Annotated in this window: 18 protein-coding genes and 2 pseudogenes; 14 read left to right on the top strand and 6 right to left on the bottom strand. The window is 63.0% G+C overall.

Annotation, left to right across the window (positions count from 1 at the left end; genetic code table 11):
* Positions 1 to 144: 144 nt before the first annotated feature.
* Genes BLS08_RS25720 through BLS08_RS25705 form a run of 4 tightly spaced genes read left to right on the top strand, consistent with a single transcriptional unit; the run spans position 145 to position 4,624 of the window.
* Entirely contained in the window at positions 145 to 1,824 is a 1,680-nt protein-coding gene (locus tag BLS08_RS25720; protein WP_003465068.1) for a Mu transposase C-terminal domain-containing protein, read from the top strand.
* Between the two features lie 2 nt (positions 1,825 to 1,826).
* Entirely contained in the window at positions 1,827 to 2,735 is a 909-nt protein-coding gene (locus BLS08_RS25715) for a TniB family NTP-binding protein (protein ID WP_033979993.1), read from the top strand.
* On the top strand, positions 2,732 to 3,949 hold the full coding sequence (locus tag BLS08_RS25710) for a TniQ family protein (RefSeq protein ID WP_033979991.1): 1,218 nt from the start codon (positions 2,732 to 2,734) through the stop codon (positions 3,947 to 3,949). The genes BLS08_RS25715 and BLS08_RS25710 overlap by 4 nt, the downstream gene beginning before the upstream one ends.
* Before the next feature lie 60 nt (positions 3,950 to 4,009).
* Complete coding sequence (locus tag BLS08_RS25705) at positions 4,010 to 4,624, top strand: recombinase family protein (protein WP_000904941.1); 615 nt, start codon at positions 4,010 to 4,012, stop codon at positions 4,622 to 4,624.
* Positions 4,625 to 4,676: 52 nt separating this feature from the next.
* Here the strand turns inward: BLS08_RS25705 and merE are convergent, their stop codons facing one another.
* Genes merE through merT form a run of 6 tightly spaced genes read right to left on the bottom strand, consistent with a single transcriptional unit; the run spans position 4,677 to position 7,824 of the window.
* Positions 4,677 to 4,913 carry a broad-spectrum mercury transporter MerE gene (gene merE / locus BLS08_RS25700; protein WP_001087809.1) on the bottom strand — a complete coding sequence of 79 codons (237 nt, stop codon included), beginning with the start codon at positions 4,911 to 4,913 and terminating at the stop codon, positions 4,677 to 4,679.
* Positions 4,910 to 5,275, bottom strand: a complete 366-nt coding sequence (gene merD, locus BLS08_RS25695) for a mercury resistance co-regulator MerD (RefSeq protein WP_003465059.1) — start codon at positions 5,273 to 5,275, stop codon at positions 4,910 to 4,912. Before merD ends, merE begins: the two co-directional genes overlap by 4 nt.
* A gap of 16 nt (positions 5,276 to 5,291) precedes the next feature.
* Positions 5,292 to 6,938, bottom strand: coding sequence for a mercury(II) reductase (gene merA, locus BLS08_RS25690; protein WP_000136268.1), 1,647 nt, complete (start codon positions 6,936 to 6,938; stop codon positions 5,292 to 5,294).
* Positions 6,935 to 7,180 (bottom strand): mercury resistance system transport protein MerF, encoded by a 246-nt coding sequence (gene merF / locus BLS08_RS25685; RefSeq protein WP_000654684.1) that lies wholly within the window; start codon positions 7,178 to 7,180, stop codon positions 6,935 to 6,937. The genes merA and merF overlap by 4 nt, the downstream gene beginning before the upstream one ends.
* Positions 7,181 to 7,182: 2 nt before the next feature.
* On the bottom strand, positions 7,183 to 7,458 hold the full coding sequence (gene merP, locus BLS08_RS25680) for a mercury resistance system periplasmic binding protein MerP (RefSeq protein WP_000735441.1): 276 nt from the start codon (positions 7,456 to 7,458) through the stop codon (positions 7,183 to 7,185).
* A gap of 15 nt (positions 7,459 to 7,473) precedes the next feature.
* A complete protein-coding gene (gene merT, locus BLS08_RS25675) occupies positions 7,474 to 7,824 on the bottom strand; it encodes a mercuric ion transporter MerT (protein WP_001294667.1) in 351 nt (116 codons plus the stop codon).
* A gap of 71 nt (positions 7,825 to 7,895) precedes the next feature.
* Here merT and merR point away from each other — a divergent pair, with 71 nt between their 5' ends.
* The 10 genes and pseudogenes from merR to istB form a co-directional block, all read left to right on the top strand.
* Complete coding sequence (merR, locus tag BLS08_RS25670; protein WP_000429838.1) at positions 7,896 to 8,330, top strand: Hg(II)-responsive transcriptional regulator; 435 nt, start codon at positions 7,896 to 7,898, stop codon at positions 8,328 to 8,330.
* A gap of 244 nt (positions 8,331 to 8,574) precedes the next feature.
* Positions 8,575 to 8,841: a nucleotidyltransferase family protein gene (locus tag BLS08_RS25665; protein ID WP_016487057.1), complete on the top strand. Its 267-nt coding sequence runs from the start codon at positions 8,575 to 8,577 to the stop codon at positions 8,839 to 8,841.
* Entirely contained in the window at positions 8,838 to 9,224 is a 387-nt protein-coding gene (locus tag BLS08_RS25660) for a HepT-like ribonuclease domain-containing protein (protein ID WP_003100872.1), read from the top strand. Before BLS08_RS25665 ends, BLS08_RS25660 begins: the two co-directional genes overlap by 4 nt.
* Positions 9,225 to 9,460: 236 nt before the next feature.
* Complete coding sequence (locus BLS08_RS25655; protein WP_003465043.1) at positions 9,461 to 9,817, top strand: cupin domain-containing protein; 357 nt, start codon at positions 9,461 to 9,463, stop codon at positions 9,815 to 9,817.
* A gap of 254 nt (positions 9,818 to 10,071) precedes the next feature.
* Positions 10,072 to 10,398 (top strand): hypothetical protein, encoded by a 327-nt coding sequence (locus tag BLS08_RS25650; RefSeq protein ID WP_003100858.1) that lies wholly within the window; start codon positions 10,072 to 10,074, stop codon positions 10,396 to 10,398.
* Entirely contained in the window at positions 10,395 to 10,895 is a 501-nt protein-coding gene (locus tag BLS08_RS25645; protein ID WP_003100856.1) for a hypothetical protein, read from the top strand. The genes BLS08_RS25650 and BLS08_RS25645 overlap by 4 nt, the downstream gene beginning before the upstream one ends.
* Entirely contained in the window at positions 10,892 to 11,263 is a 372-nt protein-coding gene (locus BLS08_RS25640) for a hypothetical protein (RefSeq protein WP_003100853.1), read from the top strand. Before BLS08_RS25645 ends, BLS08_RS25640 begins: the two co-directional genes overlap by 4 nt.
* Positions 11,257 to 11,814 carry a recombinase family protein gene (locus tag BLS08_RS25635; protein ID WP_004118524.1) on the top strand — a complete coding sequence of 186 codons (558 nt, stop codon included), beginning with the start codon at positions 11,257 to 11,259 and terminating at the stop codon, positions 11,812 to 11,814. Before BLS08_RS25640 ends, BLS08_RS25635 begins: the two co-directional genes overlap by 7 nt.
* 33 nt (positions 11,815 to 11,847) lie before the next feature.
* Positions 11,848 to 12,030: pseudogene (locus BLS08_RS25630) on the top strand (Tn3 family transposase); the annotation flags it as partial.
* A gap of 33 nt (positions 12,031 to 12,063) precedes the next feature.
* A pseudogene (gene istB, locus BLS08_RS25625) lies at positions 12,064 to 12,417 on the top strand (IS21-like element ISPst3 family helper ATPase IstB); the annotation flags it as partial.

Raw genomic sequence — 12,417 nt, 5'->3', positions numbered from 1 at the left:
ATGTCGTTTTCAGAAGACGACCGCACCATCTGACTGGATGTAACGCCTGGTGTGCATACGGCTCCTGACAGCCCAATATCAGGAGTCGTCTGCACCAATCTCGACTATGCTCAATACTCGTGTGCACCAAAGCGAGGTTTGGGCATGACATCAGACACTCCACCGATTGCCGCGCAAGGCGTGGCCACCCTGCCCGACGAGGCATGGGCGCAAGCCCGGCACCGGACGGAAATCATCGGGCCACTGGCAGCGCTTGAGGTGGTCGGGCATGAAGCCGCCGATGAGGCAGCCCAAGCGCTGGGCCTGTCCCGGCGACAGGTATATGTCCTGATCCGTCGCGCCCGGCAGGGTACTGGCCTGGTAACAGACCTGACGCCCGGCCGATCCGGCGGCGGCAAAGGCAAGGGGCGCTTGCCGGAACCGGTCGAGCGCATCATCCGCGAGCTGCTGCAAAAGCGCTTCCTGACCAAGCAGAAACGCAGCCTGGCGGCGTTCCACCGCGAAGTCGCGCAGGCGTGCAAAACCCAGAAGCTGCCGGTGCCGGCGCGCAACACCGTGGCCCAGCGGATTGCCGGACTACACCCGGCGAAAATAGCCCGCAGCCGGGGCGGGCAGGACGCTGCCCGTCCCTTGCAAGGCGCGGGTGGCATTCCGCCCGAAGTCACCATGCCGCTGGAACAGGTGCAGATCGACCACACCGTCATCGACCTGATCGTGGTCGACGAGCGCGACCGGCAACCGATTGGCCGCCCATATTTGACCCTCGCCATCGACGTGTTCACGCGCTGCGTACTCGGCATGGTGGTCACGCTGGAAGCGCCGTCCGCCGTCTCGGTCGGCCTATGCCTCGCGCATGCCGCCTGCGACAAGCGGCCCTGGCTGGAAGGGCTGAATGTGGAAATGGACTGGCCGATGAGCGGCAAGCCCAGGCTGCTCTATCTGGACAACGCGGCCGAGTTCAAAAGCGAAGCGCTGCGCCGTGGCTGCGAACAGCATGGCATCCGGCTGGACTATCGCCCACCAGGCCAGCCGCACTACGGCGGCATCGTGGAACGGATCATCGGCACGGCGATGCAGATGATCCACGACGAATTACCGGGGACGACCTTCTCCAATCCCGGCCAGCGCGGCGAGTACGATTCCGAGAAGATGGCCACCCTGACGCTGCGCGAGCTGGAGCGCTGGCTCGCGTTGGCGGTAGGCACCTATCACGGCTCCGTGCACAACGGCCTGCTCCAGCCGCCGGCCGCGCGCTGGGCCGAGGCCGTGGAGCGCGTTGGCGTCCCGGCCGTCGTTACCCGCCCCACCGCGTTTTTGGTCGATTTCCTGCCGGTGATCCGCCGCACCCTGACCCGCACCGGCTTTGTCATCGACCACATCCACTACTACGCCGACGCCCTCAAGCCGTGGATTGCCCGGCGCGAGCGCTTGCCCGCCTTCCTGATCCGGCGCGATCCGCGCGACATCAGCCGCATCTGGGTACTGGAACCGGAAGGTCAGCACTATCTGGAGATCCACTACCGCACCTTGTCCCATCCGGCCGTCACCCTCTGGGAACAACGCCAGGCGCTGGCCAAATTGCGTCAGCTCGGGCGCGAGCAGGTGGACGAGTCGGCGCTGTTCCGCATGATCGGGCAGATGCGCGAGATCGTGACCACCGCCCAGAAGGCCACGCGCAAGGCGCGGCGCGACGCTGATCGCCGCCAGCACCTCAAGACGTCGGAGCCACCGGCCAAGCCCATACCGCCGGATGTGGACATGGCTGACCCGCAGGCAGACAACCTGCCGCCGGCCAAACCGTTCGATCAGATCGAGGAGTGGTAGCCGTGGACGAATATCCCGTCATTGACCTGTCCCACCTGCTGCCAGCGGCACAGGGTTTGGCCAGGCTGCCGGCAGACGAGCGCATCCAGCGCATTCGCGCCGACCGCTGGATCGGCTACCCGCGCGCGGTCGAGGCGCTGAACCGGCTGGAAACTCTGTATGCGTGGCCGAACAAGCAACGCATGCCAAACCTGCTGCTGGTCGGCCCCACCAACAACGGCAAGTCGATGATCGTCGAGAAATTCCGGCGGGCGCACCCGGTCGGCACCGACGCTGACCAAGAACATATCCCGGTGCTGGTCGTGCAGATGCCGTCAGAGCCATCGGTGATCCGCTTCTATGTCGCGCTGCTGGCTGCGATGGGCGCGCCGCTGCGCCCGCGCCCACGGCTGCCGGAAATGGAGCAACTGGCGCTGGCCCTGCTGCGCATGGTCGGCGTGCGCATGCTGGTGATCGACGAACTGCACAATGTACTGGCTGGCAACAGCGTTAACCGGCGCGAGTTCCTCAACCTGCTGCGCTTCCTCGGCAACGAGCTGCGTATCCCCCTGGTCGGGGTCGGCACGCGCGAGGCGTACCTGGCCATCCGTTCGGACGATCAGTTGGAAAACCGCTTCGAGCCGATGCTGCTGCCGCCGTGGGAGGCCAATGAGGACTGCTGCTCGCTGCTGGCCAGCTTCGCGGCGTCACTCCCGCTACGGCGGCCATCCCCGATTGCCACGCTGGACATGGCCCGCTACCTGCTCACCCGGAGCGAAGGCACCATCGGCGAGCTTGCACATCTGCTGGTGGCGGCGGCCGTCGCCGCCGTGGAGAGTGGCGAGGAAGCGATCAACCACCGCACGCTCAGCATGGCCGACTACATCGGCCCCAGTGAGCGGCGGCGACAGTTCGAGCGGGAACTGATGTGAAGTCCGCGCCGCGCTGGCCGCTGCATCCGGCACCCAAGGAAGGCGAAGCCCTGTCCTCATGGCTCAACCGGGTCGCCGCCTGCTACCAGATGGACGTGCACGAGCTGCTGGCCCACGATCTTGGTCACAGCCAACTTGATGACCTGGATACCGCACCATCCTTGTCGTTGCTGACGGCGCTCTGCCAGCGCAGTGGCGTCGAGCTGGAGCGGTTGCGCAGCATGAGTCTTGCAGGCTGGGTGCCGTGGCTGCTCGACAGTCTCGACGATTCGGTACCAGCAGCCTTGGAAACCTATACATTCCAATGCGCGGTGCTCCTGCCCAAGCGCACCCGCAAGGTGCGGTCCATCACTCGCTGGCGTGCCTGGCTACCGAGCCAGACGATTCGCCGGGCGTGTCCGCAGTGTCTGAACGATCCAACGAATCAAGCTGTGCTACTCGTCTGGCAGCTCCCCTTGATGCTGAGCTGCCCGCAGCATGGCTGCTGGCTGGAGTCCTACTGGGGCATGCCCGGCCGGTATCTTCAGTGGGAAATCGCCGATGCTGCGCCGCGCCCTGCCGATGACGCAATCGCCTGCATGGACCGGCGCACCTGGCAGGCGCTGACGACGGGTTTTGTGGAGCTGCCGCGTCGGCGTGTCCACGCCGGCTTGTGGTTCCGGCTGCTGCGCACCCTGCTTGATGAGCTGAACACGCCGCTCTCGCACTGCGGCAGTTGCTCGGCGAGCATCCGCCATGTCTGGGAGCGCTGCGGCCATCCGCTGCGCGCCGGGCAGAGTCTGTGGCGTCCCTACGAGATTCTGGCCCCGGCGGTGCAGTGGCAGATGCTGGAGGCGGCGGCCACCGCCATCACGCTGATCGAGTCAAAGGCGCTGATCCCGCGCGGGGAACAGGCCGCGCTGTTTCAGACGGAGCCGCACACTGGTTTCACCAACGGCCTGCCGGCGAAGGTGCCGAAGCCGGAACCCATCAACCACTGGCAACGAGCAGCCCAGGCCATCGATGAGGCCATCATTGAAGCGCGACACAACCCGGAGACGGCCCGCTTGCTGTTCACACTGGCGTCCTACGGGCGACGCGACCCCGAATCCCTGGAACGTTTGCGCGCCACGTTCACCAAGGAGGGCATCCCGCCGGAGTTTTTGTCACATTACGAGCCTGAATGGCCGTTTGCAGGTCTTAGACTAAATGGCGGGTTAAGTGACAGTTTTTGACGGCGAGAACTTTCTGGCTCACACTGTCACATAATCGAACGTATATGTGACAGGTACGACATGCTGATAGGCTACATGCGGGTATCGAAGGCGGACGGCTCCCAGGCTACCGATTTGCAGCGCGACGCGCTGATTGCCGCCGGGGTCGATCCAGTACATCTTTACGAGGACCAGGCATCCGGCATGCGCGAGGATCGGCCCGGCTTGACGAGCTGCCTGAAGGCGTTGCGAACTGGCGACACACTGGTCGTGTGGAAACTGGATCGGCTCGGACGCGACCTGCGACATCTCATCAACACCGTGCACGACCTGACTGGGCGCGGCATCGGCTTGAAGGTATTAACCGGGCACGGCGCGGCCATCGACACCACGACCGCCGCCGGCAAGCTGGTCTTTGGCATCTTCGCCGCCCTGGCCGAGTTCGAGCGCGAGTTGATCGCGGAGCGCACGATTGCCGGCCTAGCCTCGGCCCGCGCGCGCGGGCGGAAAGGCGGCCGGCCGTTCAAGATGACCGCCGCCAAGCTGCGGCTGGCGATGGCGGCAATGGGTCAGCCAGAGACCAAGGTCGGCGACCTGTGCCAGGAACTTGGCGTCACGCGGCAGACCCTGTATCGGCATGTTTCACCCAAGGGTGAGCTACGTCCAGATGGCGAGAAGCTACTCAGCCGAATTTGATGCCGGCATGAGGCAACGTAGCGACAGCGTGGTTTGTCTCAATGGGAAGCGCTCATGATCGATCTTTGAAGGCCCGCAGCAGTCGTGTCACAGACAGGACGAACAAACCGGTCAGCGTGAGGGCTGCGATACCCCAGTACTCTCCGATGAACGCGCCGGCCGTCGTGCCGGCCAGCACAATGGCGAGAATCGGCAAATGGCAGGGACAGGTGAGCACGGCCAGCGCGCCCCACAGGTAGCCGGTGATCGGTTTGTGCGTCTCGGACGGCAAGCGCTCGGGGCTGTTCATGGCAGACTCTCCGCGTGCTGTGCCGGCTCGGTCGGCATGGTGGCCAACTGCACCTCCAGATCGGCCAACGCTTCGCGCCGACGCTCGACGAACTGGCGCAGAACGGCAAGCTGCGCGGCCGCTTCATCGCCGTCCGCAGCATCCAGCGCCCGGCACAGCCGCGCCAGCGCGTCCAGGCCGATGCCCGCCTCGAAGGCCGCCCGCACGAAGCACAGCCGTTGCAAGGCGGCATCATCGAACAGGCCATAGCCGCCCGGGGTGCACGCCACCGGACGCAGCAATCCGCGCAGCAGGTAGTCGCGCACGATATGCACGCTCACCCCGGCATCAAGGGCCAGCCGGGACACGGTGTAGGCGCTCATTGAAAACCTCCTTTTTTTATCCAGCGCAGCAGGAAAGCTGCTTCACGTCCTTGTTGAAGGTCTGCGCCGCAAGCTTCAACCCCTCGACCATTGTCAGGTAGGGGAACAACTGGTCGGCCAGTTCCTGCACCGTCATGCGGTTGCGGATGGCGAGCACCGCCGTCTGGATCAGTTCGCCCGCTTCCGGGGCCACCGCCTGCACGCCGATGAGCCGTCCGCTACCTTCCTCGATGACCAGCTTGATGAAGCCGCGTGTGTCGAAGTTGGCAAGCGCTCGCGGAACGTTGTCGAGTGTCAGCGTGCGACTGTCGGTCTCGATGCCATCGTGGTGCGCTTCCGCCTCGCTGTAGCCCACGGTGGCGACTTGCGGGTCGGTGAACACCACTGCCGGCATCGCGGTCAGATTGAGGGCTGCGTCGCCGCCGGTCATGTTGATCGCGGCACGGGTGCCGGCGGCCGCTGCCACGTAGACGAACTGCGGCTGGTCGGTGCAGTCGCCGGCCGCGTAGATGTTCGGGTTGCTCGTGCGCATGCCTTGGTCGATAACGATGGCCCCTTGCGCATTGACAGTGACCCCCGCCGCGTCCAGCGCGAGGCTGCGCGTATTCGGTGCCCGACCGGTGGCAACCAGCAACTTGTCAGCGCGCAATTCACCGTGTCCGGTGGTCAGCACGAATTCGCCGTTCACATGGGCGACCTGGCTGGCTTGCGTGTGCTCCAGCACCTCGATGCCCTCGGCGCGGAAAGCGGCTGTCACGGCCTCGCCGATGGCCGGGTCTTCCCGGAAGAACAAGGTGCTGCGTGCCAGGATCGTGACCTGGCTGCCGAGCCGGGCAAAGGCTTGCGCCAGTTCCAACGCCACCACCGACGAACCGATCACGGCCAGGCGTGCGGGAATGGTGTCGCTGACAAGCGCTTCGGTGGAAGTCCAGTAGGGTGACTCTTTCAGGCCCGGAATCGGCGGCACGGCCGGACTGGCACCGGTGGCGACCAGGCAGCGGTCGAACGTTACCTCGCGCTCGCCACCCTCGTTCAAACGGACGACCAGGCTCTGGTCGTCCTTGAAACGCGCTTCACCGTGCAAAACGGTGATGGCTGGATTGCCGTCCAGGATGCCTTCGTATTTGGCGTGCCGCAGTTCATCGACACGGGCCTGCTGCTGGGCCAGCAGTTTGCTGCGGTCAATCGCAGGCACAGTTGCCGCAATACCGCCGTCGAACGGACTTTCCCGGCGCAGATGGGCAATATGGGCAGCGCGGATCATGATCTTGGACGGCACACAGCCGATATTGACGCAGGTGCCGCCGATGGTGCCGCGTTCGATCAGCGTGACCGTCGCGCCTTGCTCGACGGCCTTCAGCGCCGCCGCCATCGCGGCCCCGCCGCTGCCAATGATGGCGATATGCAAACCGGCGCCCTCAAGTGCATCACGGATTTTTGGTTCATCTTTGAAATCACCAACCCGGATCGAGCCTTGATAACCCAATGCGGCGATGGCGGCCAGCAGTTGGTTGTGGCTCACGGCGGTGTCTGCCATGACTTGCGCGCGGCTTTCTGGATAGGACACCACAGCGGCATTCACGCCGGGAATCTTTTCCAAAGCATCTTTGACATGGGTGGCGCAGGATGTGCAGGTCATGCCATTCACGGTGATTTCGGTCATTTTTTTACTCCATTGAATTTCGGGGTGCAGCAGGCATCGGCTTGGCGTTTTCGTTGGATGGCGTAGATGGTCAAGCCGATGAAAATCGCCAGCGCAGGCAGCAGCACATAGTCCAGATAGCCGGTCAGCGCGGACAAGCCGACCACACCGAGCAAAATGACCAGAACAGGGGTGAAGCAACACAGCGCCACGAGGGTTGTGCCAATGATGCTGACCCGCAGCAGTGTCTTCGGGTCTTTCATGATCAGTTCTTGACTGATGATGGGTAGCCCGCATCCTCGGTAGCCTTGGTCAGTTTCTGCACGCTGGTCTTGGCATCATCGAAGGTGACCACCGCTTCGCGCGTCTCGAAGGTCACGTCAACTTTACTGACGCCATCGACCTTGGAAATCGCCTTCTTGACAGTGATCGGACAGGCCGAGCAGGTCATGCCCGGTACGGACAGCGTAACGGTCTGGGTGGCGGCCCACACGGGGGCAACAACGGCAGCGAGGGCAAGGGCGGAAAGCAGCTTTTTCATGGTGAACTCCTGTGATCAATAGAAAAATGGCACGACGTAGGGAAATCCGAGCGCGACCAAAACCAGCACGGCCACGCCCCAGAAAATGAGCTTGTAAGTAGCTCGCACTTGGGGAATCGCGCAAACCTCACCCGGTTTGCAGGCGGCTGACGGCCGGTAGATGCGCCGCCAGGCGAAGAACAACGCCACCAGCGCCACGCCGATAAAGATGGGGCGATAGGGTTCCAACACCGTCAAGTTGCCGATCCAAGCGCCGCTGAACCCCAAGGCGATCAGAACCAGCGGCCCGAGGCAGCAAGCCGAGGCGAGGATGGCGGCCAGCCCGCCAGTGAAGAGCGCGCCGCGCCCGTTTTGAGGTTCAGACATACGTTTGTCCTTTCGAATCTGAATTGGATAGCTTAAGCTTACTTCCGTAGTTATGTACGGAGTCAAGCGATATGGAAAACAATTTGGAGAACCTGACCATTGGCGTTTTCGCCAGGACGGCCGGGGTCAATGTGGAGACCATCCGGTTCTATCAGCGCAAGGGCTTGCTCCCGGAACCGGACAAGCCTTACGGCAGCATTCGCCGCTATGGCGAGACGGATGTAACGCGGGTGCGCTTCGTGAAATCAGCCCAGCGGTTGGGCTTCAGCCTGGATGAGATCGCCGAGCTGCTGCGGCTGGAGGATGGCACCCATTGCGAGGAAGCCAGCAGCCTGGCCGAGCACAAGCTCAAGGACGTGCGCGAGAGGATGGCTGACCTGGCGCGCATGGAGGCCGTGCTGTCTGATTTGGTGTGCGCCTGCCATGCGCGGAAGGGGAACGTTTCCTGCCCGCTGATTGCGTCACTGCAAGGGAAGAAAGAACCGCGCAGTGCGGACGCGGTGTAGCCCGAGGGAACTACGCCTTAGCGTGCTTTATTTTCCGTTTTCTGAGGCGACTCCAACGTCAGAAAAGACCGTGCGGTCGACTTTTGATATTTCGTGCTGTCGCCTTCTGAAAGTGACACGCGGCACGGGAATCAAGGCATTGCGATTCTCGAAAATAGTTCTTGAAATTCTATTCTTGATTGCATATCATCTCAACGAGTTTCGATAAGAAAGGATGCCCATGCGACCGTCTGTTGTGCTTGACATGAAGCGAAGCGCAGTGCGTGAAGCGGTAGGCCGCTTTCGCGCCGCGAACCCGCGCGTCTTCGGCTCGGTGCTGCATGGCACCGACCGGGATGGCAGCGACCTCGACCTGTTGGTCGATGCGCTGCCCGGTGCCACGTTGTTGGACTTGGGCGATTTGGAAGAAGAACTGAAATCGCTGCTCGGCGTTGACGTCGATCTGCTGACTCCCGGCGACCTGCCGCCGAAGTTCCGGGCCAAGGTGCTCGCGGAGGCGCAACCGATATGAGCGAGAACCGCCTGCCCGATTACCTCGACCACATTCAGCAGGCCGCAACCGATGCGCGCAGCTTCGTGGAAGGGATGGCCAAGGACGACTTCTTGGCCGACAAGCGCACCCAGCAGGCCGTCATCATGAGCCTGATCGTCATCGGCGAGGCGGCCACAAAGGTGATGGATGGCTACGTCGAGTTCACCCAGGCGCATGCCGACGTGCCGTGGCGCAGCATGCGCAATATGCGTAATCGCATGGCTCACGGCTATTTCGACATCAACCTCGATGTGGTGTGGGAGACGGTACAGGAATGGCTGCCGGCGTTGCTCCAGCAATTGCCCGCCGTGCGTCAGGATGCCGACGATGAAGACCGTAACGACAAAGGCATGGAGCCATGACCAATCAAGCCGCCGATGTTCGGCCCCTCTGGCGTGTTCGATCCCGCGACCTATGAGCCGCGCTCGGGCAAGACCTTCTGGATGGCCGCAACGGACGTGAGTTCGCTGGTGGGCAAGGAGGCAGCAGCCGACACGCTCATCGGCAACTGCACGACCGCACGACCAGCCTCCCGTTCAAATTCGAGTTAGAACTCATATCCAGCCTGTCTGGGGGCACTGTGAAAGAGGGATCTCCGATGACTGTTGAATCGAGAATATTTTCTGTAGCCGAGTATGTTCAGCCGTCCGAAGGCGAGCCTATTCGTTCCGTTGTGCTTGAAACCCGAGACTCAATTATCGTGGTTTGGCATGTCCATCCCGGGCAGGAAATTGCGGCTCACATTCATCCTCACGGCCAAGACACGTGGACTGTTTTGTCGGGAATGGCTGATTACTTTCAGGGCAATGGGATTGTTCGTGCCCTCAGGGAAGGTGAGATAGCCGTGGCAAGACCGGGCCAAGTGCACGGGGCGCGAAATACAGGTACCGAGCCATTTGTGTTCGTCTCGGTTGTGGCATCAGCCAATGCCGGTTTCGTATTGGCTGAGCGATAGAGCCCAATCTCTGGAGTTGGTCCAATGAGCGGTCGGGGAGATAGGTAACAGACATGCAGCGGACACGGCTGCTAAACCAGGTCGCAAACCTCCTTGCGTCGCAGCGTGCCGCAAGCGACGCGATCAATCGAATGGGGTCGGCATGAGACTGAACACCATCCAGTTCCCGACCGCGTAGCCGCCTGTCCTGCCGATCAGGTCTTGACCATCGACGCCTGGGATCAGTCCTGAATGTTCTTGGAGACCACTACGTTATGAGCCGCAGCCGCCGCAAAACACCCATCGTCGGGCACACGACCTGCGGCAGCGAGCGCGAGGACAAGAAGCTCTGGCATCAGCGCTGGCGCACCCGTGAGCGCACGGCGCTGACCAGCGCGTCGCCCGAAGCCCTGAGCGCCCATCTGCCCCTGCTGGAAAACCAGGCCAGCAGCGTCTGGTCGATGGGCAAGGATGGCCGCTCCTACTGGCCCGTCAAGCGCCAGGCCGCCACGGCGGATCGCATCGCCAATCACAAGGGACGCAACCCGCAAGAACGCGCCTCCCTGAAAAAGCGCCTGCTGCGCAAGTGGATGAGCAAATGAAGCTCTCCTTCCATCAGCACATTGCGCTGTTCTGGATGATCGGTGCTCCGGGCGTCTTCGCGCCCGTGATCGAGAACGCCAAGCGGCCCGATGCCGGCGCCGTCATGGCGTGGGGTGTCGCGATCGTGGCGGTGATGATCCTCTTCACCCCTTTGCTGCTGCGCTGTCCACCATTCCGGCGCTGGTATGGCCGGACGGATGCGCTGTCGGAGCGGCAGCGCCAGGCGCTTGCCGAGCGCGGCCTGCGCCGCTACTACCAGACCGCTTTCGATGACGGCTACGTGCCCCGCGTGATGCCCTACGTGTGGCGCATCATCTGGACGGTCGGCGGGTTGATGGCTGTGACCGCCGTACTGCCTACCAACACCGGACGGCCAGCCTTCGATGCCTTGGTGGTCTTCTCGACCTGGTATCCGATAGGCGTGATGCTGCTGGTTTTCGCGTCGAGGCCCCTTGGCCGGTTGATTCGCCAAAGAGCACAGGAGCGGCGGAAATGAGCACGTCAACCATCGAGGCGCTGGCCAGCGCCTGGGCAAGGATTGCCGAGGAAGCGGAATTCCCCGCTGACTACGAGGGGACTGCCACACCACAAGCGCATCGGGCTAGCGAAGCTATTCAGGAGCAGATTCGGGAGCGCATCGTCGCCACCAACGACATGCGGCTGTTCAGCCTGCTGCACCTGCTGGGTCAGGCGTCGCTGCGCATGGAGCAAGCGCTGTGGCCGGAGGATTACGAGCGGATGACGCGCGAGGTTGAGGAAGCCCTGCGGCAAGCCACCGACGCCAACGCCAGATCGTACACCCACGAAGAAGTGATGCAGGCGATGCAGGAACGCATCGACCGGGCGCGAGACAAGCCATGTTGATTGGCTATGCGCGCGTCTCGACGCAGGATCAGAACCTGGAGCTGCAACGCGAAGCCTTGAGCAAGGCCGGATGTAAAAAGGTCTTCGAGGACAAGGTGAGTGGCACGCGGGCAGACCGGCCTGGCTTGGCCAAGACGCTCGAAATGCTGCGCGAAGGCGATACTTTGGTCGTCTGGAAGCTCGACCGGCTGGGCCGGTCGGTCAAGCAACTGGTCGATCTGGTCGGCGAGCTGCACAAGCACGGTGTCCAGTTCAGGAGCCTCACCGACTCCATCGACACCGGCACACCATCCGGGCGGTTCTTCTTCCACGTCATGGCGAGCCTTGCCGAAATGGAGCGCGAGCTGACCGTCGAGCGCACCCGCGCCGGGCTGGAAGTCGCCAAGCAGCTCGGCCGCAAAGGCGGCCGCAAGCCGAAGATGACCGACAGCAAGATCGAGTCGGCCAAGAAGCTGCTGGCCAGCGGGGTGCCGCCCAAGGACGTGGCCAAGAACCTCGGCGTGTCCATTCCGACGCTGTACCGCTGGGTGCCAGCCTCCACGCACGCTTAGCGTGCTTTATTTTCCGTTTTCTGAGACGACCCCTATCTGGAACGGGCAGCGAACGCACTACGCGGCCACGGTCAAGCGGTCGATGACGGCCTGTTGAAATACCTGTCGCCGCTCGGCTGGGAGCACATCAACCTGACCGGCGATTACCTCTGGCGCAGCAGCGCCAAGATCGGCGCAGGCAAGTTCCGGCCGCTGCGACCACTGCATCCGGCTTAGCGTGCTTTATTTTCCGTTTTCTGAGACGACCCCAACATGGCCAAGCTGCCGATGCACCGCGACCTGGCCGGCTTCGACTTCAGCGCCTCCAGCGCAGACGCTCGTTTGATCAGCGAACTGGCCAGTCTGGCCTTTACCGACACCGCGCAGAACGTGGTGCTGATCGGTGGGCCTGGCACCGGTAAAACCCACCTGGCCACTGCGCTGGCCGTGTCCGGCATCACCCGGCACGGCAAGCGCGTGCGCTTCTACTCCACGGTCGATCTGGTCAATCTGCTGGAGCGCGAAAAGCACGACGGCAAAGCCGGGCGGATCGCCCAAGCTCTGCTGCGCATGGATCTGGTCATCCTCGACGAACTGGGTTATCTGCCCTTCAGCCAGGCCGGC

Source organism: Ectopseudomonas chengduensis (assembly GCF_900102635.1).
Taxonomy (GTDB): Bacteria; Pseudomonadota; Gammaproteobacteria; order Pseudomonadales; family Pseudomonadaceae; genus Aquipseudomonas; species Aquipseudomonas chengduensis.
Note: the sequence above shows the minus strand (reverse complement) of the source record. Positions and strands in the feature narration are given on the sequence as shown.